Origin of the sequence: Glycomyces luteolus (assembly GCF_027622875.1) — a bacterium.
Lineage (GTDB): Bacteria > Actinomycetota > Actinomycetes > Mycobacteriales > Micromonosporaceae > Glycomyces > Glycomyces luteolus.
Window position 1 is genome coordinate 249,136 of the sequence record NZ_JAPZVP010000004.1, and the last position, 21,575, is coordinate 270,710.

Consider the following 21,575-nt stretch of genomic DNA (forward strand, 5'->3'; position numbering starts at 1 on the left):
GACATTTAAGGACTGGTATGGCCACTCCCGACCCCGACGAGATCTGGCGACTGCTCAACGAGGCCCGCTTCGAGGAGGCCAGTGAGGCGAAGGTCGCGGCCCTCGAACGAGCGGTCGAGGCCGCCGATGCCGTCGGCGACCCCGAGCTCCAGAACTACGCCCTCAACGGCCTGGTCGACGCCTACGAGTTCTCGCGCGACTCCACCCGCCTGCTGGTCCCCTTCGCGCGGCTCCTGCGCAACTTCGACTCCCAGCCCGCGCACTTCGACGCCTACCTGACGCGCTCCCTGTACTGGACGTTCAAGTGGATCGTCGACACGATGATCGAGCAGCCCGACGTGCCGCTGGAATCCATCGAGCACTGGCTCGAGGAGATGCGCCGCCGCTACGGCGAGGCCGGCTACTCCATGCACGCCCCGGCCGCCTACGAGATGCAGCTCGCCTACCACGTGGGCGACTACGACCGGGTCGCCGCCGCGATCGAGGCCCTCGGCGAAGCCGAGGAGGACGAGATGTCCGACTGCACCGCCTGCCAGTACACCTCCTTGGCCACCATCGTGTTCTACGCCGAAGAGGACTCCGCCGACGCCGCCATGGAGATGCTCGAACCGGTCCTCTCCGGCGAGCAGACCTGCGCCCACGAACCCCACTACGGGCTCGCGCTCTCCCTCCTGCCCCTGGTCGAACTCGGCCGCATCGACGAGGCCCGCGGCAACCACCTGCGCGGCTACCAGATGTGCAAGGGCAAGGAGGACATGGTCGCCATGATCGCCCTCCACGTCGAGTTCTGCGTCCTCACCGGCAACGAGCACCGCGCCGTCGAGATCCTCGCCGACCACGCCCGCTTCTACGACCTCGACCTCGGCGTGCGCGACCGCCAGCGCCTCATGGAGGTCACCGTCCTCACCTGCCGCCGCCTCACCGCGCTCGGCTTCGCCGACACCGCGATGCCCGGCCCCGGAGGCACCGAATGGACGGCGGCGCGCCTGCACGACTGGGCCGAGGCCGAGCGGACCGCGATCTGCGCCCGCTTCGACGCCCGCAACGGCAACGACCACCACTCCCGGATGTCCGCCTGCGTCGTCGAATCCACGCCCTACGACAAGCCGGTCCACCTGGGCCTCAAAGAACCCAAGCCCCACCGGCCGGTCGAGGCGCCCGCCCCCGGGCAGGTCCAGGGCCCCGACCTCGACGCCGCGATCGACGCCGCGTACGCCGCCTACGACGCCTGCTCGCCCGACACCTGGAAGGCCTGGCTGCGCGTCGGCGCCCTCGCCGACGCGCTCGGCATCGAGCTCATCGCCGAGCACCGCGCCGAGATCGCCCACGCCCGGTCCGCCCAGTCCGACGACCCCGCGGCCGTGGTCGAGGGGCTCACCCGCGCCATCGAGCTCTTCGGGGCGGCGGGCCAGCCCGGCCGCGCCCTCGTCGCCGAGTCCTTCCTCCTCATCCACCGCTCCGAGGCCGAGCCCGAGGCCGTCCGCGACGGCGCCGAACGCATCACCGCGACCGCCCGCGTCCTCAAAGCCGAGCAGCGCATCGACGACCGCAGCTTCCACACCAGCCAGGTCCTCGCCATGCGCGCCGAATACCTCGCCTCCACCGCCAGACCGAACGCGCTCCCCGCCGACCTCGACGAGCGCGCCCGCGCCCTCGAGGCCGAACTCGCGGCCTGGACCGGGCAGCGCTACGCGCTCATCCGCCGCTGCGACCTCCTCGACCTCCGCGCCCGCCTCGCAACCGACCCGGCCGCGAAGACCGCGCTCCTCACCGCCCAGATCGACCTCGCCCGCGAAGCCGACGCCGGATGGGCCGTCGCCCGCGCCAGCGCCGACCTCGCCGACCAGGTCGGCCTCACCGGCGACTTCGAAGCGGCCCTTGCCATCTGCCGCGAAGGCCTCGCCGCCCTCGGCGACGAGCCCTCGCACACCGTGGCCGCGAAGCTCCACCTCCAGGCCGCCGAGTTCACCATGCGCGCCGCCGACCACGCCGCCACGTACGAGCACGCGCTGGCCGCCTCGATCCACTGCGACGCCGCCGGCATGACCGTCCCGGCCGCCGTCGCCCGCCACCTCATGGGCGTGGCCCTCGTCGAGCTCGACCGCCGCGCCGAGGCCGTGCCGCTGCTCGAAGCCGCCCTCGAAGACCTCCCCGACCAGGAGCTGTGGCGGGTTTGCAACGTGCGGTTCAACCTCGCCGAGTCCTACGACCGGCAGGGCGACACCCGCCAGGGCGTCGAGCACGGCCTCGCGGCCCTCGCCCTCATGGAGTCCGCCGAGGAGGACTACCTCGTCAACCTGTACGCCGACACCCTGTTCCTCACCGGCGAGCTCCTCGAGAAGCTCGGCGAGCACGACCACGCCCTCGAGGTCTACTCCCGCGCGATCGAGGCCGCCGACACCGTCGGCGACCTCGCCTCCTGGACCCGCGTCAGCCGCGCGCGCGCCTGGCTCCTGCGCACGATCATGGGCGACAGCGCCTTCGGCGAGGGCCTCCAGACGATGGCGCAGATCGCCGCGCGCCTCCACGCCGTGCGCGCCGACGCCGCGTCACCGGACACGCTCCGCGAGGCCGCCCGCTTCGAACTCGGCGAGACCTACCGCCAGCACGCCCAGCTGACCTTCCAGTTCCTGGAGAGCCAGGCCGGGGAGCAGGGCCTGCACCGGGACGAGGCGGAGCCGGTGCTCGACCTCCAGCGCCGCGCTCTGGCCGTGTTCCGGGAGGGCCCGCTGCTGCTCGAACGGGCGAGCCTGACCGCGCACCAGACGATGTGGCTGCTCGCGGAGCTCGGCGACACGCAGGGCGCGATCACAGTGGGGGAGGACGCCCTGACCTGGCTCACCGCGCCGGAGGCCGCCGAGGCCAGGGAGGGCTTCGAGCAGCACCTCGCGGACTTGCGCGAAGGCGCGACCGAGGCTTGAGCGCGGCGGTGCGCTGATGTGACAGAGCCTTGAGCGCCGCGGTGTGTTGATGTGACCGGGTCAGTGGGCCGCGACGGCTGCGAGGTACGCTTGCTCACTGGCGGACCGCACCTGACGTGCGTCTCGGTCAAAGACTCAGCGTCACACTGGGCCGACCGAGTATCCGCCGCCTGGGCAATCTGCTCAGAGGATCTCAACCGAGAGCAACCATCCGCAGTCTCACCGACCGCCAGCCGGATCGAGAGGAATCATCGTGTCCCAAGATCGCACCGAAGCGCTCATCAGCCTGTCCAAACGCCGCGGCTTCGTCTTCCCCAGTTCCGAGATCTACGGAGGCACCCGCTCCGCTTGGGACTACGGCCCGCTCGGCGTGGAGCTGAAGGAGAACATCCGCCGCGAATGGTGGAACGCGATGGTGCGCGAACGCGATGACGTGGTCGGCCTCGACTCGGCCGTCGTCCTCAACCCGCAGGTCTGGGTCGCCTCCGGCCACCTCGAGGAGTTCACGGATCCGCTCACGGAGTGCCAGTCCTGCCACAAGCGCTACCGCGCGGACCACCTCATCGAGGCCTACCAGGAGAAGCACGACGGCCGCGAGCCCGAGAACGGCCTCGCCGACCTCACCTGCCCGCACTGCGGCGCCCGCGGCTCCTTCACCGAACCGCGCATGTTCAACGGGATGATGAAGACCTTCCTCGGCGCCACCGAGGACACCGAGAACACCCACTACCTGCGTCCCGAGACCGCTCAGGGCATCTTCGTGAACTTCACGAACGTCATGACCGCGTCCCGCCGCAAACCCCCGTTCGGCATCGCGCAGACCGGCAAGTCCTTCCGCAACGAGATCACGCCGGGCAACTTCATCTTCCGCACCCGCGAGTTCGAGCAGATGGAGATGGAGTTCTTCGTCGAGCCGGGCACGGACGAGGAATGGCACGAGTACTGGCTCCAGACCCGCTGGGACTGGTACGTCGACCTCGGCCTCAAGGAAGCGAACCTGCGTCGCTTCGAGCACCCGAAGGACAAGCTCTCCCACTACTCGAAGCGCACCGTCGACATCGAGTACAGGTTCAACTTCGCCGGCAGCGAGTTCGGCGAGCTCGAGGGCATCGCCAACCGCACCGACTTCGACCTCTCGACCCACTCGAAGCACTCGGGTGCGGACCTGTCGTACTTCGACCAGGCCAAGGGCGAGCGCTGGACTCCGTACGTGATCGAGCCCGCGGCGGGCCTGACCCGCTCGGTGCTGGCGTTCCTCATCGAGGCCTACGACGTCGACGAGGCCCCGAACACCAAGGGCGGCGTCGACAAGCGCACCGTGCTCCGCTTCGACCCGCGCCTGGCCCCGGTCAAGGCCGCGGTCCTGCCGCTGAGCCGCAACGAGGACCTCTCGCCGAAGGCCAAGGACCTGGCCGCGGCCCTGCGCAAGCGCTGGAACGTCGACTTCGACGACGCGGGCGCGATCGGCCGCCGCTACCGCCGCGCCGACGAGATCGGCACGCCGTACTGCATCACCGTCGACTTCGACACCCTCGAAGACCAGGCCGTGACGATCCGCGACCGCGACTCGATGAAGCAGGAGCGTGTCGCCATCGACCAGGTGGAGCAGTTCCTGTTGCAGAGGCTCTGACGGCTCGAACGCCGGTAAGCCGCTAGAACCTGCTGGGGCCGATCTCGATCCGATCGAGGTCGGCCCCTTCGGGTATCCACTCGGCCGTCACGTCCACGTACTGCGCCGACTCGCCCGCCGGGAACGTCCGGGCCCCGCCCGTGTAACCGTAGTAGCCGCTGCCGGCCGGGAGCCCGCCCAGCAGCCTCCCCTCGCTGTCGCGGAACAGCACCGCGATCTGCGCGTCCGACTCCTCCGGGGTCTCGGCGCGGAAGTGCACGCGGTACCCGTCGGGGCTCACCAGCGGCTCGAGCCCTGTGAACGAGAAGGTCGGCAGCAATGCCGAGTCGAGCTGGAGCTCGTCGTCCCAGAACTCCGAGGGGTACAGCATCGTCGGATCCAGCTGCTCCAGCGTCAGGTCCTCCACGCCGTACTCGCCCGCGCCGACCGGCATCACGTACCCGAACGCCGCGGTCGAATGCGGCGGCAGCCAACCGAGGTAGATCGTGTCGAGGTTCACCGGATAGCCGCGCTCGGTCGTCGTCTGGATCGACAGCGAACCGGGGACGAGCTCGCCGTCGTGCGGATTGCGGACCACGACCGCGACGAGCACGAACTCCTCGCCCGCATCGTCGGTGACCATGCTGAAGCCCTGCTCGACGATCTCGAGCTCGACCTCCTCCTCGACGAACGCCGCCTCGTCGGAGTACTCCTCGGGCTGCACCGAAGGCAGCTCATCGACCGAGGCGACCTCCGCCTCAGTCCCCGGGCGGTGCTCGACCGCCGCCACCAGCGCCACCGCCGAGACGACGAGCGCGATCACGAACGGCATACGCGGCAGCAGCTCCGCCCGCATATGCGCATGGGTCGCCAAGTCCCGCAACGCACGAGCGAAGCGCTTGAGCCACCGTTTCGAGGGCATGGGGTTCCTAGCCGAGACCGCTACACTTTCCGAAGCAACGGTATCAGTCGAGTCACAGGAGCGAGGGTGTCCGAATCCGCCTCCCCGCAGCGGTGGGGCGAGGAGCACATGATCGACCTGGGCGCCGTCGGCGAACCGGGCCCGGCCCCCGACCCCGCCCCCTCGCCGACCCGCCGTTTCCTGAGGATCCCCAACGCCGCCTTGGCATACGCCGCCGTCGCCATCGCGCTGGCCGCCGCGGCGGTCACGGTCGTGAAGTGGTCCCCGCTGCACCGGCCGCCCGCCGAGTCCACTGTCGCCGACTTCCTCGAAGCGGTCCATGACGGCGATGTGGAGGCGGCGCTCGCCCTCACCGACCAGAAGGACGCCGAAGGCGAGTTCCTGGTCCCCGAGGCGCTCGACTCGCGTTGGGAGATAACCGAGGTCGCCCAGGTCGAGCACACCGACAACGGCGACGGCAAAGCCACGGCCGAGGTGTACGCCGAGATCGAGGGTCCCGACGGCTCGCGGATCGGGCACCGGTACCAAGTGGCCGTCGACCGGGGCGAGGCGGAGATCATCGGCGCGATGGCCGAGACCGAGGCCTGGGGCTCCTTCGACCACCTCGACCTCAACGGCGTCCAGATGCCCATCGACCTGCAGGGCGGGCCGAAGTACATCATGCTCCTGCCGGGCTACTACGAGTTCTATCCCGGCATGCCGTCCACGATGGAGTTCGAGACCGAGGGGTCGATGCTGGTGCTCGGGGACAAGTTCCTCTCACCCGCGTCCGGCGTCGTCGACAACTGGATGCCCTCGCCCTGGCTGCTGGTCTCCCAGGAGGGCGAGGACGAGGTGAACGCGGTCCTGCGGGCGTTCCTCGACGACTGCGCGGTCAATCCTTCGGCGGAAGCGTGCCCGTTCAAGTTCCCTCGCGACCCGGACCGCGACCTCGCGCTCCTGCCCGGCGCCCAATGGGAGGTCACGGTCTATCCCGAGGTGCGCGCGGAGCGGCTCTGGTACGAGCACAGCCGGGGTTTCCGCCTGGAGTCCTCGCTGCCGGGGGAGGCGCGGGCGCAGGCGGTGATCACCGAGGACGGCGAGACGCGCACGGCGCTGGTGAGCTGCCCTGTCCTGGTGGACGGGCTCTACGCTGCCTTCGACTTCGACGCCGGCTTCTCGATCGAAACCGGCGATGAGACCTACGAGGACAGCTGCCGCGCCGTCATCGAGGTCGACGCGTAGCGGCGGAGCGGGTCAATCGCTGTGGATGACGCAGCCGCAGTCGATCCAGTCGTGCTCGACCTTCTCGGTGTGCGTGATGGAGTAGTTCGCACGGCTCTCCGACGCCCACAGGGCGGCGGGGCTGGCGGGCACGTCGGCGGCGGTCTCGGCGAGCGGGCTGGGCTCACCGGTCTCGGCGGGGGCGGTCTCCAATTGCTGGGCCATCGCTTCTCCACTCATGTGCGGCTCGCAGGCATCGCCGAGCCGCTCCTTCGTTCTTCGAGTCAAAACGCAGGAGGAGCTCACATGGTTCCGGGCTTGAGAGCAGTCTCACAACGGACTCGCAACGCCCACGATAGCGCCCCCTTGCGACAGGCGTATAACGCTTTCATTCCATGCAGTCGCAAGAGGGCGCCGACCAGGCGCGGCATTTGACCGATGTGTGGTGAATTACTACCAGGAGGCTTTACGCAATCCGGGCAATTCACCCCGATGTGCCATCTCCCTGAGTCGGACACGCGACAGTCCGAACTTGCGGTTGAACCCGCGCGGGCGCCCGTCCACGGCGTCCCGGTTGCGCAGCCGGGTGGCCGAGGAGTCGCGGGGGAGCTTCTGGAGCTTCACCACGGCCGCCGCCCGCGCCTCGACATCGGTGTCGGGATGCGCGATGAGCCGCTTGAGCTCGGCGCGCTGCTCGCGGTGCCGCTCGACGAGGACCTCCCGCTTGCGCTGCTTGGCGATCATGCTCTTCTTGGCCATTACCGGTCCTCCCCGTTGTGCTTCATGCTCCGGGTCGTCACTAGCGTTCCTCCCGGAATTCGACGTGCCTGCGGACGACCGGGTCGTACTTCTTGAGGACCATGCGGTCCGGGTCGTTGCGGCGGTTCTTGCGGGTCACGTACGTGTAGCCGGTCCCCGCGGTCGACCGCAGCTTGACGACCGGCCGGATGTCGGTGCTCTTGCTCGCCATCAGATCTTCTTCCCTTCGGCTCGCAGCCGCGCCACGACGGACTCGATCCCGTCGCGGTCGATCACCTTGATGCCCTTGGCGGACACCCGAAGCCGCACGTGCCTGCCCTCGCTGGGCAGGTAGTAGCGCTTGTTCTGCAGGTTGACGTTCCACTTGCGCCGGGTCTTGTGCTTCGACCACGGCACGTTGTTGCCGAAGCCGGGTCCGGCGCCGGTCACCTCGCATGTTCTGGACACGGTGGTCCTCCTCTCGCGATGGTCAGTATAATGACAATCGTTTTCAAATAGATCGGAGGCCTCATGAGCCAGCTCGCCCAACCCGGTTCCTCTGTGTCACCAGCCGACCTCCGGCCGGCGCTGACACTCCTGACCGGCTTCGCCCCCAAAGCGACCCGCGAGGCCGCCGACCTCCTGACCCTCGCCGACCCGGGCCTCCTCGTCGTCACCTACGACCTCGCCGAGCTCCTCGACACCGGCACCGTCCGCCGCCTCGTGCGCGACGGGCGCGGCGTCATCGAAGACGAACGCGTGACCCTCGAACACGGCTGCATCAGCTGCACGATCCGGGAAGACCTCCTCCCGGCCCTCGTCCGCCTCGCCCGCTCCCGGCCCGCCAACGACCTCGCCCTCCTCCTCCCGCCCTCCATGGAGCCCGAGGCCGTCACCACCGCCTGCGGCTGGTGCCACGTCGACGGCGCGCCCGTCACCGACGCCATCCGCATCGACTCCGTCGTCGCCGTCTGCGACCCCGGCAGCCTCCTCGAGACCCTCGACTCCGACCAGGACCTCGCCGACCGCCGCCTGCAGGCCGCCGACGACGACACCCGATCCGTCTCCGAAGTCGCCGCCCGCCAGATCGAATTCGCCGACACCGTCCTCCTCTGGGCCCCGGACTCCGAGCACGACAGCGCTTTCAACGGCTACGAGCGCACCCGCCTCGCCGTCCTGCTCCAGCGCCTCAACCCCTGGGCCCGCCACCTCGTCCTCGAGCTCCCGGAGCCTTCATGGCTCTCTGCCCGCATCCGCCGCAGCGGCCGCTTCGACCCCGACGCGCCCGAACCGCACGGCCGCGGCCTCGAGGGCTACGCCGTCGGATGCCATGAGCCCGAACCCGACTGCGGCGTCGTCGCCTCCGTCTACCGCGCCCGCCGCCCCTTCCACCCCGAGCGCTTCCACCGGGCCCTCCCGACCCTCGCCGGCCGCACCCTGCGCGGCCGCGGCCACCTCTGGCTCGCCGGGCAGCCCGACACGATCGTGGCCTGGGAGTCCAGCGGCGGCGGCGTCTCGATGGGGGACATGGGGCGCTGGCTCGCGGCCACCCCGGACGAGGAGTGGGAGGAGTCGAGCCCCGAGCGGCGCGTCAACGCCGACCTGTACTGGGACGCCGAATTCGGCGACCGCGAGATTCAACTGGCGTTCGTGGGTATTCACTTCGAAGCCGACGAGATCGCCGCGGTGCTCGACGCGTGCCTCCTCACCGACGACGAAGCCGCCGAAGGCTTCGCCGCATGGCGGGAATACCCCGACCCCTTCGAAGGTTGTTTCGATAGCAAGGAGAGGAACCAGGAATGAAGCAAGGTATTCACCCGAAATACGACTATGTCGTCTTCCGCGACCGCGCCGCGGACTTCGCCTTCCTCACCCGGTCCACGGTCAGTTCGGCCGAGACCGTCGAGTGGGAGGACGGCAAGACCTATCCGGTGATCGACGTCCAGATCTCCTCGGCCTCGCACCCGTTCTGGACCGGCAAGAGCCGCGTCCTGGACGACGAGGGCCGTGTCGCCAAGTTCTACAAGAAGTACGGCAAGACGCCCGCCGAGTAAACCGGCGAACAGGCTAAGGGGGACCTCCCGGCACCGGAGGTCCCCCTTTTCGCGTCCACTCGCGTTCATCTGATTTCATGGTCCTTGCTCCGGGGGGAACCGGTTTCGACCGTGTTCGGCATTCCATGCCCTTCTGTAACCCGATCGCTAAGGTTCCAGCCAGATGGACGACACCGCCTCTCCGTTCCCTCCCCGCGACGAACTCGCCGAGCAGCTGCCGGGCTACCTCCTCGACCCCGAGCCCATCAACGCCACCAACATGAGCCAGATCTACCTCGCCACCGACACCAGGCTGCACCACCGCAAGGTGGCCGTGAAGATCATGGCGGACTACCTGGCACTGCACCCCGTCTACCGCAAGCGGTTCCTCCGCGAAATCCAGCTCATGGCGAGCCTCGAACACCCCAACATCATGTACGTCATCACCGCCGCCGCCGAAGACGACCGCCTGCTCTACCTGGTCATGCCGCGCGCCGACCACGACCTGAAGACGCTCCTGGGCGACGGCCGCCTCGACCTGTCGAAGACCGCCGACGTGATCGCCCAGACCGCCCGGGCCCTGGACCACGCCCACGAGCGCGGCGTGGTCCACCGCGACGTCAAACCCGGCAACATCCTCTTCGGAACCGACGGACACGTCTACCTGACCGACTTCGGCGTCGCCAAGGACCGCTTCGGCGAAGACCTCACCGCGACCGGCGAAACCGTCGGCACCCGCCGCTACACCGCCCCCGAGGTGTTCGACGCCCGCTCGAGCGAAGCCGCGACCACAGATCCGCCCGCCCACGGGCACCTGCTGCCGTGCACCGCGCGCGAGCGCTCCGGCGACGTCTACTCGCTCGGCGCCGTGCTCTACCACTGCCTCACCGGCCGCAGGCCCTTCGACCAGGCTGATGATGAGAACGCCGCCCTCGACGCGCAGCGCAGCGGCGACCTCATACCGGTGAGCGCCATCCGCGAGAAGGCCCCCGCCGAGATCGACGCCGTGATCGCGAAGGCGACGCACCTCGACCCGGACCAGCGCTACGGCAGCTGCGGCGAACTCGCCGTCGCGGTCACGCAGGCGCTCGGCCTCGCCAAGGACGGCGCCGCACTGCCGATCCTGCGCGACATCCAGGACCGGCTCCGCGCCGAATCGGCCGGCCGCGACCACACGACGGCCTACCCCCAGCCTCTGCCGCCCGGAACCGAACCGCCGACCGGCTCGAGTGCGCAGACCCGGAACATGCTGCTCAGCACCCTGGTCGCAGTGCTCGCCGTCGCGCTGGCCGGAGGACTGCTGCTGTACCAGCTGTTCGAGCCCGAGGACGGCGCCGAGGCCGGGAAGGCAGGGGAGGGCGCGGGCACCGGCTCGGCGTCCCCGACAGCGTCGCCGACCGCGAACCTCGATCCTCCGTCGCCCACGGTGGAGCCGGTGTCCGGCAGCGAGGCGGCCACGCGCTACCCGATCGAAGGCGAATGCCTCAACGACGACCCCGACTACTACGTCGTGGTCGACTGCGACTCGGCCGGGGCGACCGAGCTGGTCTACCGGATCGTCTACAGCCCTGAGGACCCGAACCCCTCGCAGCCCGAGCACGAGGACGCCGCATGGCTCGCCTGCGGCGGCGAGGAGATCGACTACGAGTACCGGTGGAGGGACTCCGACTCGGACACTGATGAAGGCGATGCGGCGGTCTGGGACCCCGCGACCGACAAGATCTACTGGATCATGTGCTACCGGTACTTGTGAGCGTCGCGCCCAGGGTCCGACCGGTGAATCCGGCGTTCCGGATTCACCGCCGGGGACCCTAGTCCGCGTCGGCGGTGCGCTTCTCGACGCGGTCGAAGGGCTCGATGTCGCCGGGCGTGATCGTCGTGCTCTGCAGCAGCGCGCGGATCAGGTTGTCGTTGAGGGCGTTGCCGAGCGGCTCGCCGAACACTTCGCTGCGGCGCAGGCCGTAGACGCGATGCTTGTACCCCGGGGCGGACAGTCGCTCGCGGACGGAGGCGACCACGCGGGCGACGGTCCGCTCGTTCCAGTCCCGGTCCTGCAGACCGGGCAGGCTTTTCATGTCCTCGGCCACGTGTTTCCAGGACACGGGCTGCGGATGTGCGAGGCCGCGCAGGTACCGCTGCGCGAGCGAGGCGATCACGAGCCGTTCCGTCCGGCTCAGCTTGTGCACCACCGGGACCGCGGTCTCGTCCTCTGGAGTGGCCTCGCCGTCGGGGCGCTTCCCGCCGATCACGCGGACCTCGAGGAAATGGACCTCCTCGCGGGGATTGCCGATGTAGACCGGGGTGTAGGCGTCCTGGACCAGGCGCTCCTGGCCCCGCAGCAGCATGGTGTCGCCGGGGAACAGCATCGGCAGCCGGCCCTCGTTGCGGATCGTCCACTCGCTGCCGTGGCAGATCAGGCGGCCGTGGCAGCGACTGATCCGGTCGTCGGTCACGCCGAGCGGGATGTTCACGTTGTTCTCGTCGCGTCCGAAGAGCAGTTCGAACGGGCGCGGCGGTACCGCCCAGCCGAGGTGGGCCGAGAGCGCGAAGACCGTTCCCAGCGGCGGGTACGGCAGCGGATCCTCGCCCTCGGGCGCCTCCGGAACTCCCGCGGCGAGGCTGCGCACCCATGGCGGGAGCACTTGCGGGTAGAAAGCCTGTTCCGTCATCGGAAACCGTCCTCTCAGGCAAGATGGGGCCGGTTTCCATTGTGCCGACAAGAGGTGCGGGACCCCTCCCGCCGACCGCGGGTCAGCCGCCCGAGGAGTCGATCTCCGCGCCTTCGGGCACGGTGAGGTCGTCGCGGTTGTCGAGCCAGCCGTCGGGCAGTGTCACCTTGCCGGGGCTGTTCGTGCGGCCGCGCGGCTTGCCGATGGTCGACTCGGGGAACGGCGCGGCGGCGTCGAGCTTGCCGAGGAGGTCTTCGAGCTCATTGAGGTGCGAGACCATCGAGAGCTCGCGGCGGAGCTCGCCGCCGACCGGGAAGCCCTTGAGGTACCAGGCCACGTGCTTGCGGAACTCGCGGCAGCCGTGCTCTTCGGCGTCGATGTTCCGCCGGGCCTCGTACGATTCGGCGCCCGCGATCCACTCGACCAGCAGCTCGGCGTGCCGGTACATGACCTTCGCTACCTCGCCGAGGGACGGCATGATGCGCTGCTTCTGGCCCCGGAAGCCCGCTTCGAGGTCGCCGAAGAGCCACGGCCTGCCGAGGCAGCCGCGGCCGACCACGACGCCGTCGCAGCCGGTCTGCTCGACCATGCGCAGCGCGTCGTCGGCCTCCCAGATGTCGCCGTTGCCCAGCACCGGCAGGTCCAGGTGCTCTTTGAGCTGGGAGATCGCGTCCCAGTCGGCGGTGCCCGAGTAGCGCTCGGCCGCGGTGCGCCCGTGCAGCGCCACCCACGCGACGCCCGCGTCCTGGGCGATCTTGCCGGCTTCGAGGTAGGTGAGGTGGTCGTCGTCGATGCCCTTGCGCATCTTCACGGTGACCGGGATGCTCCCGGCGGCGCCGACCGCCGCGGTCACGATCTCGCGGAACAGCCGCCGCTTCCACGGCAGCGCCGAGCCGCCGCCGCGGCGGGTCACCTTCGGCACGGGGCAGCCGAAGTTGAGGTCGATGTGGTCGGCGAGGTTCTCGTCGGCGACCATCTGCACGGCCTTGCGCATCCCGGCCGGGTCGACGCCGTAGAGCTGCAGGCTGCGGGTCCGCTCGTCGGGATCGAACTCGATCAGCCGCATGGTCTTCGGGTTGCGCTCGGTGAGCGCCACGGTCGTGATCATCTCGCACACGTAGATCCCGGCACCCTGCTCACGGCAGAGCTTGCGGAACGGGAGGTTCGTGATCCCGGCCATGGGCGCCAGCACCACCGGCGGGTCGACCGGGGCGCCTGCGAGCGCGAGCTGCTTTGTCACCGGTCCATTATTCCAGCGGACCGGCCCCGCCGCCCTGCCCGGTGACGCGCCGCACCTCAGTCCTCGGACTTCAGGCGGCGGATCCGGACCGTCGTGATCGCGTGCTGCTCGAGCCCGGCGACCTCGAACTCCCAGCCCGCGACGCGCACCTTGTCGCCCGGGTCCTCCGGGAGGCGCCCGAGGCGCGCCAGCAGCAGGCCCGCGACCGTGGTGAAGCTCCCCTCCGGCGGGTCGACCAGTTCGACGCCGAGGTCCTCGAGGTCGTGCATCGGGAAGGTCCCCGGCACGGTCATCACGCCGTCGGCGCGGTGCTGCACGCCCATCACGTCGCGGTCGGTCTCGTCGTAGATCTCGCCCACGAACTCCTCCAGGAGGTCTTCGAGGGTCACGATGCCGTCGATGCCGCCGTGCTCGTCGACGACCACCGCGAACTGCTCGTGGTCGGCCTTGAAGCGCCGCAGCGCGTCGGAGACCCGCAGCGATTCGGGGAACACCACGGGCGGGCGCATCGCCGCGACCAGGCTCGTCGAGTCGTCGAGGAGGTCGCGCAGGTGCACCACGCCGAGCACGTCGTCCAGGCCGGCCTCGCCCGTCACCGGCGCCCGCGAATGGCCCGAGGCCGCCAATGCCGCCCGTGCTCCCGCTATGTCCATATCAGACGGCAGCAGGAAGACCGCGCGGCGCGGGATCAGCACCTCGCGCAGCCGCCTGGCGTGGATCTCCAGCGCGCCGACGATGATCTCGCGCTGCTCGGGGTTCAGCGCCCGCTGCCCGGACACGAGTTCCCGCAGTTCGGAGGGGCTCATCTGCTCGCCGTCGGTCTCGTTGCCGCCGCCGAAGACCCGCACCACCAGATTCGTCGACCTGCTCAGCAGCCACACCGCCGGGCGTGCCGCGGTCGAGAGGAAGTCGAGCGGTTTGGCCGCCATGAGCGACCACCGCAGCGCGTACTGCATCGCCAGCCGCTTCGGGGCCAGCTCGCCGAACACCAGGGTGAAGAACGTGAGCACCACCGTGACCAGTCCGACCGCCACCGCGTCGGCCGCCCCGCCGAGGAAGCCCAGCGCGGGCACGATCGGCTCGGCCAGCGACACCGCGGCCGTCGCCGAGGCCAGGAACCCGGCGAGGGTGATGCCGATCTGGATCGTGGCGAGGAACCGGTTCGGGTCGCGGGCGAGGCGCACGAGCGTGCTCGCACCCTTGCCCGGTTCGCGCTCGAGCGTGCGCAGCTGGCCCTCCCGCAGCGACACCAGCGCCATCTCGCTGCCTGCGAAGAGCGCGTTCAGCAGCACCAGCACGCCCACCAGCGCGAGGTTCCATCCGTAGTCCATGACCTGCCTTCTTCGAGAGTCGTGTCCGCACCAGGGAACCGATATGACGAGGGCCGCCCGGCGGGGCGCCGGGCGGCCCGCCATCGGGTGTTCGTCTTATTAGAGGTCCACCGTCACCGATGCGCCCCAAGGGTTGCCCGCGACTTCGTAGGACCCGGCGTAGGAGAACCCCTCGCCGCCGACGGTGGCGCCGCCGGGGATGGCGGCTTGGCCGTCGAGGTACGAGTGGAGCATCTTGCCCGTGTAATCCGAGACCAGGACCACCGCCGCGGTTCCTTCGTAGCCCTTCGCGTTGAGCGCGGGCGTCTCGGAGGCGCACAGCGGGTCGGTCATGCGAGAGTCGGCGAGTTCCTTCTGCACTTCGCCGCCCGAGACCCAGCTGATGGTGGCCTCGCCGCGGCTGGTCGCGATGAACGCGCCGCTCTGGGCGCCCACGACCAGGCAGGTCGGGTTCGCGCCGACCTCGGTCGCGGCGGTCTCCTTGAGCGAGCCGTCGAGTTCGTGCACGGTCCCGTCGGCGGTCGCGACGGCCGAGGCGCCCTCGGCCGCGGCCACGTCGGCGACGCCGCCGTCGAAGCCGGTCGCTTCACCGGCGGTCGCGTCGAACGCGAACTCGGTGCCGTCGTAGTGCTGGGCCGCAAGGCCTTCGAGCGTCGAGGCGAGGTCGACGACCGCGACCTGGCTCGTGCTCAGGTCGCCGACGATCGCGTAACCGGCGGTCGCGACCTGGTCGCGTCCGGCCCCGCCTGCGACGTCGCTGCGTTCGGAGTTGAGCGAGCCGCCTGAGTTCGACCACGCGTCGACCGAGGTCGGCGCGGTGAACGGCAGCTCGACGGTGCCGACGATCGCGGCGCTGCCGAAGTGGCCCGGGTTCGGCAGGCCGGGGTAGGACTCCGACCAGCTCGACTGGTACGAGCCCTTCTTGTCGCCCAAGGCGATCACGACGAGCGAACCGGTCTGCGACTCGGGCGTCCACGTGGTGACGAGCGCGAGCTCGTTGCCGTCGGTGAGCGCCACGTCCGTCGGGACCTGCCCGTCGGGCAGCTGCAGGCAGGTGCCGCCCTGCGCGCCGCTGATGCCCGCGGTGGCGATGATGCCGGAGGAGAACGCGATCACGGAGTGGGCGTTGACCTCGGCGCTCCGCTCGGGCCGCGCGAGCGCCACGGGCTTGCCGAGTTCGCCGCCGAGTCCGGCGACGCAGTCGGCGGTCGCGCCTTCCTGCAGTTCGAGTTCGGGTCGGCCCTCGTCGGTGAAGCGTCCGCCCGCGCGGGGCGTGAGGCCGAGCGAGTCGTCGGTCGATTCGAGGACCGTGACGTGGTCGATGCCCGTGAGGCCGGATTCGTCGGTGACGTAGCCGAGCTGGCCCTGGATGCTGCGGTCGGCTTCGTCGAACAGCGGTTCGGCGGCGAGGGCGTCGCCGCTCGCGGCCGCGAGCTCCTCGGCCCCGTTCTCGCCCGCTTCGCCGTAGCGCCAGGTGAACCATTCGGCGGTGCCCGCGGCGGAGGCGAGTTCGGTGTAGCGCTCGGGGGTGAGGGCCTCGTCGGCGCCGCCGCTCTCGCTGGCGTCGCCGCCCTCCTGGCCCGGCTCCGTCGGTTCGCGCGGCGGTTCGGCGCCGAGCATGAGGACGATGCCGATGATGAGGCCCAAGGTGATGAGGCCGCCGATGCCGTAGATGGCGTAGCGGACGCCGCGGTGCGTCGGCGGGGCGACGCGCGTGGTGCTCGGCGCGGGTTCGGCCGGGGCCTCGGGCTTCTCGGTCTCTTCGCTGGTGCGCTGGGCGGGAACGGTTTCGGGCGCCGCTTGCCGTGCCACTTGGTCGGCGTACGCCGACTCCGGGTACTGCTGGTCGCCGTAGCCCGCCGGGGCGCCGTACGCGGACTGCGGCGCGGCCGGGACGGCGTCCTGCTGCGCGTACGGGTCCTGCTGCGGCGCGGCCTGGAACGGATCCTGCTGGGCCGCCGCGAAGGGGTCCTGCTGCTGCTCGGCGGCGGACCCGGTGGGACCGAAGGCGTCGGCGCCCGAGCCGTACGGCGCGCCGCTGCGCTGCTCCCCGTAGGAGCTCTGCTGCGGCACGGGCGGGAACGGATCGGCCCGCTGCTGCTGGGCCTGGTACTCCTCGCGGGCCTGCTGTGCCTCGGCTTGGAGCCGCTCGGCCTGGTACGGGTCGGACTGGTAGAGGTCCTGGCCGCCCGCTTCGCCGCGGTACTGGTCGTGGCCGTAGACGTCCGCCTCGTACGGGTCGGAGCGCAGCTCGGGGAACTCGAGGCTCCCGCCCTCCGGGGAGGGCTGGCGCGGCGCGTCGTAGGTCGGCGGGTCGAACCCGGGGGCCTGCGGTGCCGCGCTCTGCTCGGGGAAGTACTGCTGCTCTGGGGCGGGGGCCGCCGCGGGCGGCGGGGCTTCGCCCGCACCCGTCCAGGAGGCGCCGCCGCCGGTCAGGCCCCAGCCGGTCTGGGACTGCTGGTGCATCCAGTCCTGGCTCGATTTCGGCGGCCAGTCGGGGGCGTCGTCGGTGGAGCCCCAGTCGCCTTGCGGCGCAGGCGTTTGCTGGGCCGAAGCCTGCTGCGCCGACTCTCGATAGCCCTGGTCGCGGTAGTCCGACTCGGGGTAGACCGGGTCGGGAGCACCGTACTGCTGGGCCTGGCGCTGGGCGCCTCCGAACGGCGTCTCGCCGTACTGGGGGTTTCCGGGCTGCTGCGGCACCTCAGGGGTCGCGTCGTCGAACGCGCCCCATTCGCTGCGGCGCGCCTCGGGGTCGAGCTCTTCGAACGCTCCGGACTGCTGCTGCGGCGACTCGGTGAAGAGGCCCCCGCTCTGCGGCGGGCGCAGGAACCGGTCGGCCGCCGACTGCTCGTCGTCCGGCGTGTCGGAGGCCGGCGAGGTGGAAGGCAGGTGGCCCACTCCGCGCGCGGTGATCCGGGGCGGATTGGTGGGTGTGGCCGCCGGTTCACTGGTGGGAGGCCAGGAGGGCGGCTGCTCGGGCGATGGGTCCGGCATGATAGGCGACTCTAGCGGATCGGACCGCGCTTGCGTGAGGCGTGGTCGGGAAAGGTGCTAACCGGAACCATGGTACAGCGGGCCGCGGTACGGGTCCTGAACTGCGCCAACGGTTTCCGCGAAGCGGCTTCGCGGCGTGACCTTCGCGACCCGTCCATGGTGGCCGATCCCTCACCTGCGGTTTCTTTCCGAGGTCAAGGCACTACGGAGTGCTCGCGGCTCGGGCGGACCGATCGACTTCGGGGCTCACACCGGGCGGCGTCTGCGAGCGGGTTGTCGGAGGGACCGGGCAGAATGATGGGGCAGCGAAAAGAGGTGAACAGTGGCGGGGCGAATCCGGGACGCCGATATCCAGCTCGTGCGCGAGCGCGTGGATATCGCCGATGTCATCGGCGAGCGCGTCACCCTGCGCAACGCCGGTGGCGGCAATCTCAAGGGCCTGTGCCCGTTCCACGACGAGCGCTCGCCGAGTTTCAACGTCACGCCCGCGCGCGGCGTCTACCACTGCTTCGGCTGCGGCGTCGGCGGTGACGCCATCACGTTCCTCACCGAGCTCGACGGCCTCACCTTCGTCGAGGCGGTCGAGCGCCTGGCCGCCCGCGCCGGCCTCAAGCTCACCTACGAGGACGTCGACGGCCGCGTCCAGCGCGGCCCGTCCGGAGCGCCCGGCCTCAAGCAGCGCCTGCTCGAAGCCCACACCGCCGCGGCCGAGTTCTACACGAAGCAGCTGCTCAGCCCCGATGCCCTGACCGCCCGCCAGTTCCTCACCGCCCGCGGCTTCGACCGCGACGCGGCCGCCACCTTCGGCTGCGGCTACGCCCCCGACTCGTGGGACGCCCTCGCGAAGCACCTGCGCGCCAAGGGCTTCACCGCCGAGGAGCTGAACACGGCCGGGCTCGCCAAGCCCTCGCGCACCGGCAACCTCATCGACCGCTTCCGCCGCCGCCTCGTCTGGCCGATCCGGGACTCCTCCGGTTCGGTCATCGGCTTCGGCGCCCGCAAGCTCTTCGACGACGACCAGGGCCCCAAGTACCTCAACACCCCCGAGACGCCCCTGTACAAGAAGTCCCAGGTCCTCTACGGGATCGACCTGGCCCGCAAGGAGATCGCAAAGACCGGCCGGGTCGTCATCGTCGAGGGCTACACCGACGTCATGGCCTGCCATCTCGCGGGCGTCCCCATGGCGGTCGCCACCTGCGGCACCGCGTTCGGGCCCGAGCACATCCGGATCCTGCGGCGCTTCCTGTTCGACTCCGAATCCGCGGACGGCCGCATCATCTTCACGTTCGACGGCGACGAGGCCGGGCAGCGCGCCGCGCTCAAGGCCTTCGACGAGGAGCAGCGCTTCGTCTCGCAGACGTACATCGCGGTCACGCCCGGCGGGCAGGACCCGTGCGAGCTCCGCCAGAGCGCGGGCGACGCGGCCGTGCGCGAGCTCATCGAGCGGCACACGCCCCTCGTCCAGTTCGCCCTCGAACGCGCGATCGCCAAGCACGACTTGGACACCGCCGAGGGCCGCCTGCACGCCACCCGCGCCATCGCGCCCCTGCTCGCCCGGGTCAAGGACCGCGGGCTGGTCGAGGAGTACATCGGCGTCTACGCCGGGCGCCTCGGCAAGGAGAAGGCCGAGCTGCGCCGCGCCGTCCAGGGCGCGGCCGCCGGCCAGCAGCCCGAGGCCCCCGCGGGCCCGAAGCGCGAGCCGCGCGCCGACTCGACCCAGTTGCGCGCGCAGCGCGAGGTCCTCAAGGTCGCCCTCCAGCAGCCGCAGATCGCCGGTCCCTACTTCGACGCGGTCGACGCGACGCCGTACACCGACCCGAACTACCGGGCCGTCCGCGAGGCGATCGCCGCGGCCGGGGGAGCCGCGAAGGCGGCCGCGGGTCCGAACTGGATCGCCGCGGTCCAGAACGCCTGCACCGAGATCGCGGCCGGGGCCCTGGTGAGCGAGCTCGCGGTGGAGGAACTGCGCCTCGCGGGGGAGCCCGGCGGCCTCTACGTGCGCACCATCCTCGCCCGCATTCAGCGGCCCGTGGTCGAGGCCGAGGTCGCCGACCTGAAGCGCCGCCTGCAGCGCATCAACCCCAGCACCGACAAAGACGAGTACATGAAGCTCTTCGGCCAGCTCATGGGCCTGGAGCAGCACGTGCGGTCCCTGCGCGACCAGGCCGCCAACGCGGTCGAATAGGCCCGGAGCTATCGGGGGACCGGCCGCACCGCGTACGCGGCTTGACCGAGCAGCCGGGAACCAGGCGGTATCCGAGACAACCTCTGATTTACGTGTTGTGATCCAAGCACCAGCTAGTCATCGACAGCTGCACTTGGGGGAGCCATGTCGCAACCGCCCGCCTCGCCGCCTCCGGGCCCGCCGCCTTACTACTCCGCGCCGCCGGCAGGCGCGCCAGGGACGCCGTCGAAGACCATCGCGATCCTCGCCGTCGTCTTCGGCGGTGCGGCGCTGCTGTTCGGCCTCATACCCGTCGCGGGGATCTTCATCGGCGGTCCCTTCGCCGTTGCCGGGATCGTGCTCGGCATCATCGGGATCTTCAAGTCCCACCGGTTGATGTCGATCATCGGCATCGGCCTCGCCGTGCTGGGCCTGATCGTCACGGTGGTCGTGACGGTCGCCGTCGGGAAGACGGCCGAGGACATCATCGAGGACTGGCCCACGGACTACGAGACCGGGACCGGGGACGCTGGCGATTCCGGCCACGGGGACGCACCGCAGGACCAGGTCGTGGACGGGACCGACCCGACCGCCCCGCTCCCCGCGGGAACCGAGGTTGCGACCGGGTACTGGACGGTCTCGTTCAGCAGCGTCGTCGCGGACGCCACGGAAGAGCTCCTCGTCGACGAGTACGCGATGCCTCCCTCGCCGGGGAACCAGTACTTCATGTTCCAGGTCGAGGCCACCTATGAGGGGGAGGGCTCTCGGTTCGCATGGGACGAGCTCTACTTCGGGGTCTACTTCAACAACACGTTGTACACGGAGTACTGCGGCGCCGAAATCCCCAACGACATCGCGTACCTGCCCGAGGTTTATGCGGGCGGGACGGTGACGGGGAATACGTGCGTCTCGGTACCGACCGACGGTGCCGCGGACGCCGTCATCAGCGTCGAGGAGTACATCGAGTCCGGTCCCCGGTACTTCGTCGCGGTCGAGTGACCGCGCCGAAGCAGCGTGCGTGCGCGTGCCGAGCGTTCACTCCGGAATGGGCGTCCTGCATTAGGGTGTGCCCAGGCGCTCTCCGCCTGCCGACGCCCCATGAAGGACGTGCACATGACCACTCCGTTCCATGTGGACCCGCATCGGCCCGACGACGATGAGCGGCCGCACGCGCGCACCGGTCTCACCAAGGCGCAGAAGGTCATGTCGGTCATCGGCATCGCGCTGGTGGCGGCGGTGCCGGTCGTGGCGGTCATGTCGTTCAAGCTCATCGATTCGTCGGACGAGGACGCCGACACTGACGCCGCCGAGGTCAGAGACGTCGAGACCACGGTCCTGGACCTCACGGTGACCGATGGCGATCTCGAGTTCGCGGTGGGCAGTGTCGAGCAGGGATCCACTCAAATCGTGTCCGGGGCCGAGAACACAAGGGCGGAAGGCGAGTACGTGTTCATCGAGGTGACGGTGAAGAACCTCGACGACCAGGTGTTCAGTGTCTTCAGCGACATCAATCAGAAGCTGTTCGACACCGACGGGAATGAATACGGGGCCGACTCCGATGCGGCATCGATGGTGCTGGGCAACAACGTCCACCTCGCCGTCATCCCCATCGGCGGCCAGATCGAGGGCTGGATCGTCTTCGACGTCCCGGTCGGGACCGAACTGGCGACGCTCGAACTGCACGGCAGCGGGGACGGGGGAGTCGAAGTCCCCCTGCGGTAGTCGCGGCGCGAAAAGGGGCCCGGATCGCG

Annotated in this window: 18 protein-coding genes; 9 read left to right on the forward strand and 9 right to left on the reverse strand. The window is 70.2% G+C overall.

Translation table 11 applies throughout. The features are described from left to right. Positions 1-17: 17 nt before the first annotated feature. Both O1R50_RS06795 and O1R50_RS06800 read left to right on the forward strand, forming a co-directional pair. Entirely contained in the window at positions 18-2,921 is a 2,904-nt protein-coding gene (locus tag O1R50_RS06795) for a tetratricopeptide repeat protein (protein WP_270109150.1), read from the forward strand. A 253-nt stretch (positions 2,922-3,174) separates the two neighbouring features. Next, complete coding sequence (locus O1R50_RS06800) at positions 3,175-4,551, forward strand: glycine--tRNA ligase (protein ID WP_270109151.1); 1,377 nt, start codon at positions 3,175-3,177, stop codon at positions 4,549-4,551. 22 nt (positions 4,552-4,573) lie between these two features. Here O1R50_RS06800 and O1R50_RS06805 read toward each other — a convergent pair whose 3' ends face one another. Beyond that, positions 4,574-5,452 carry a hypothetical protein gene (locus O1R50_RS06805; protein ID WP_270109152.1) on the reverse strand — a complete coding sequence of 293 codons (879 nt, stop codon included), beginning with the start codon at positions 5,450-5,452 and terminating at the stop codon, positions 4,574-4,576. A gap of 66 nt (positions 5,453-5,518) precedes the next feature. Here O1R50_RS06805 and O1R50_RS06810 point away from each other — a divergent pair, with 66 nt between their 5' ends. After that, positions 5,519-6,676, forward strand: a complete 1,158-nt coding sequence (locus tag O1R50_RS06810) for a hypothetical protein (protein ID WP_270109154.1) — start codon at positions 5,519-5,521, stop codon at positions 6,674-6,676. A gap of 12 nt (positions 6,677-6,688) precedes the next feature. Here O1R50_RS06810 and O1R50_RS06815 read toward each other — a convergent pair whose 3' ends face one another. The 4 genes from O1R50_RS06815 to rpmB form a co-directional block, all read right to left on the reverse strand. Next, positions 6,689-6,880 (reverse strand): hypothetical protein, encoded by a 192-nt coding sequence (locus O1R50_RS06815; RefSeq protein ID WP_270109156.1) that lies wholly within the window; start codon positions 6,878-6,880, stop codon positions 6,689-6,691. Between the two features lie 228 nt (positions 6,881-7,108). Continuing rightward, a complete protein-coding gene (gene rpsN / locus O1R50_RS06820; RefSeq protein WP_270109157.1) occupies positions 7,109-7,414 on the reverse strand; it encodes a 30S ribosomal protein S14 in 306 nt (101 codons plus the stop codon). A gap of 40 nt (positions 7,415-7,454) precedes the next feature. Then, positions 7,455-7,625 (reverse strand): 50S ribosomal protein L33, encoded by a 171-nt coding sequence (gene rpmG, locus O1R50_RS06825; RefSeq protein WP_270109160.1) that lies wholly within the window; start codon positions 7,623-7,625, stop codon positions 7,455-7,457. Beyond that, positions 7,625-7,861: a 50S ribosomal protein L28 gene (gene rpmB / locus O1R50_RS06830; RefSeq protein WP_270109161.1), complete on the reverse strand. Its 237-nt coding sequence runs from the start codon at positions 7,859-7,861 to the stop codon at positions 7,625-7,627. The genes rpmG and rpmB overlap by 1 nt, the downstream gene beginning before the upstream one ends. A 63-nt stretch (positions 7,862-7,924) precedes the next feature. On the opposite strand from rpmB, the gene O1R50_RS06835 reads away from it, so the two are divergent. The 3 genes from O1R50_RS06835 to O1R50_RS06845 all read left to right on the forward strand — a co-directional run bounded on the left by O1R50_RS06835 (position 7,925) and on the right by O1R50_RS06845 (position 11,179). Continuing rightward, on the forward strand, positions 7,925-9,196 hold the full coding sequence (locus O1R50_RS06835) for a CobW family GTP-binding protein (protein ID WP_270109162.1): 1,272 nt from the start codon (positions 7,925-7,927) through the stop codon (positions 9,194-9,196). Beyond that, positions 9,193-9,447 carry a type B 50S ribosomal protein L31 gene (locus O1R50_RS06840; RefSeq protein ID WP_270109163.1) on the forward strand — a complete coding sequence of 85 codons (255 nt, stop codon included), beginning with the start codon at positions 9,193-9,195 and terminating at the stop codon, positions 9,445-9,447. The genes O1R50_RS06835 and O1R50_RS06840 overlap by 4 nt, the downstream gene beginning before the upstream one ends. Before the next feature lie 163 nt (positions 9,448-9,610). Beyond that, complete coding sequence (locus tag O1R50_RS06845; protein WP_270109164.1) at positions 9,611-11,179, forward strand: serine/threonine-protein kinase; 1,569 nt, start codon at positions 9,611-9,613, stop codon at positions 11,177-11,179. 58 nt (positions 11,180-11,237) lie between these two features. Here the strand turns inward: O1R50_RS06845 and O1R50_RS06850 are convergent, their stop codons facing one another. The 4 genes from O1R50_RS06850 to O1R50_RS06865 all read right to left on the reverse strand — a co-directional run bounded on the left by O1R50_RS06850 (position 11,238) and on the right by O1R50_RS06865 (position 17,660). Then, a complete protein-coding gene (locus O1R50_RS06850; protein ID WP_270109165.1) occupies positions 11,238-12,095 on the reverse strand; it encodes an FHA domain-containing protein in 858 nt (285 codons plus the stop codon). A gap of 82 nt (positions 12,096-12,177) precedes the next feature. Further along, positions 12,178-13,335, reverse strand: a complete 1,158-nt coding sequence (dusB, locus tag O1R50_RS06855) for a tRNA dihydrouridine synthase DusB (RefSeq protein ID WP_270109166.1) — start codon at positions 13,333-13,335, stop codon at positions 12,178-12,180. A gap of 56 nt (positions 13,336-13,391) precedes the next feature. Continuing rightward, positions 13,392-14,666 (reverse strand): hemolysin family protein, encoded by a 1,275-nt coding sequence (locus O1R50_RS06860; RefSeq protein ID WP_270109167.1) that lies wholly within the window; start codon positions 14,664-14,666, stop codon positions 13,392-13,394. A 99-nt stretch (positions 14,667-14,765) separates the two neighbouring features. Next, positions 14,766-17,660 (reverse strand): hypothetical protein, encoded by a 2,895-nt coding sequence (locus O1R50_RS06865; protein WP_270109168.1) that lies wholly within the window; start codon positions 17,658-17,660, stop codon positions 14,766-14,768. A gap of 322 nt (positions 17,661-17,982) precedes the next feature. Between O1R50_RS06865 and dnaG the strand changes: the two genes are divergently transcribed. The 3 genes from dnaG (at position 17,983) to O1R50_RS06880 (ending at position 21,546) form a co-directional block, all read left to right on the forward strand. Further along, positions 17,983-19,845 (forward strand): DNA primase, encoded by a 1,863-nt coding sequence (gene dnaG, locus O1R50_RS06870; RefSeq protein ID WP_270109169.1) that lies wholly within the window; start codon positions 17,983-17,985, stop codon positions 19,843-19,845. A 144-nt stretch (positions 19,846-19,989) separates the two neighbouring features. Further along, the gene (locus tag O1R50_RS06875; protein WP_270109170.1) at positions 19,990-20,823 is read left to right on the forward strand and encodes a hypothetical protein; all 834 of its coding nucleotides are present in this window, start codon (positions 19,990-19,992) and stop codon (positions 20,821-20,823) included. 114 nt (positions 20,824-20,937) lie between these two features. Next, positions 20,938-21,546: a DUF4352 domain-containing protein gene (locus O1R50_RS06880; RefSeq protein WP_270109171.1), complete on the forward strand. Its 609-nt coding sequence runs from the start codon at positions 20,938-20,940 to the stop codon at positions 21,544-21,546. Positions 21,547-21,575: the final 29 nt, after the last annotated feature.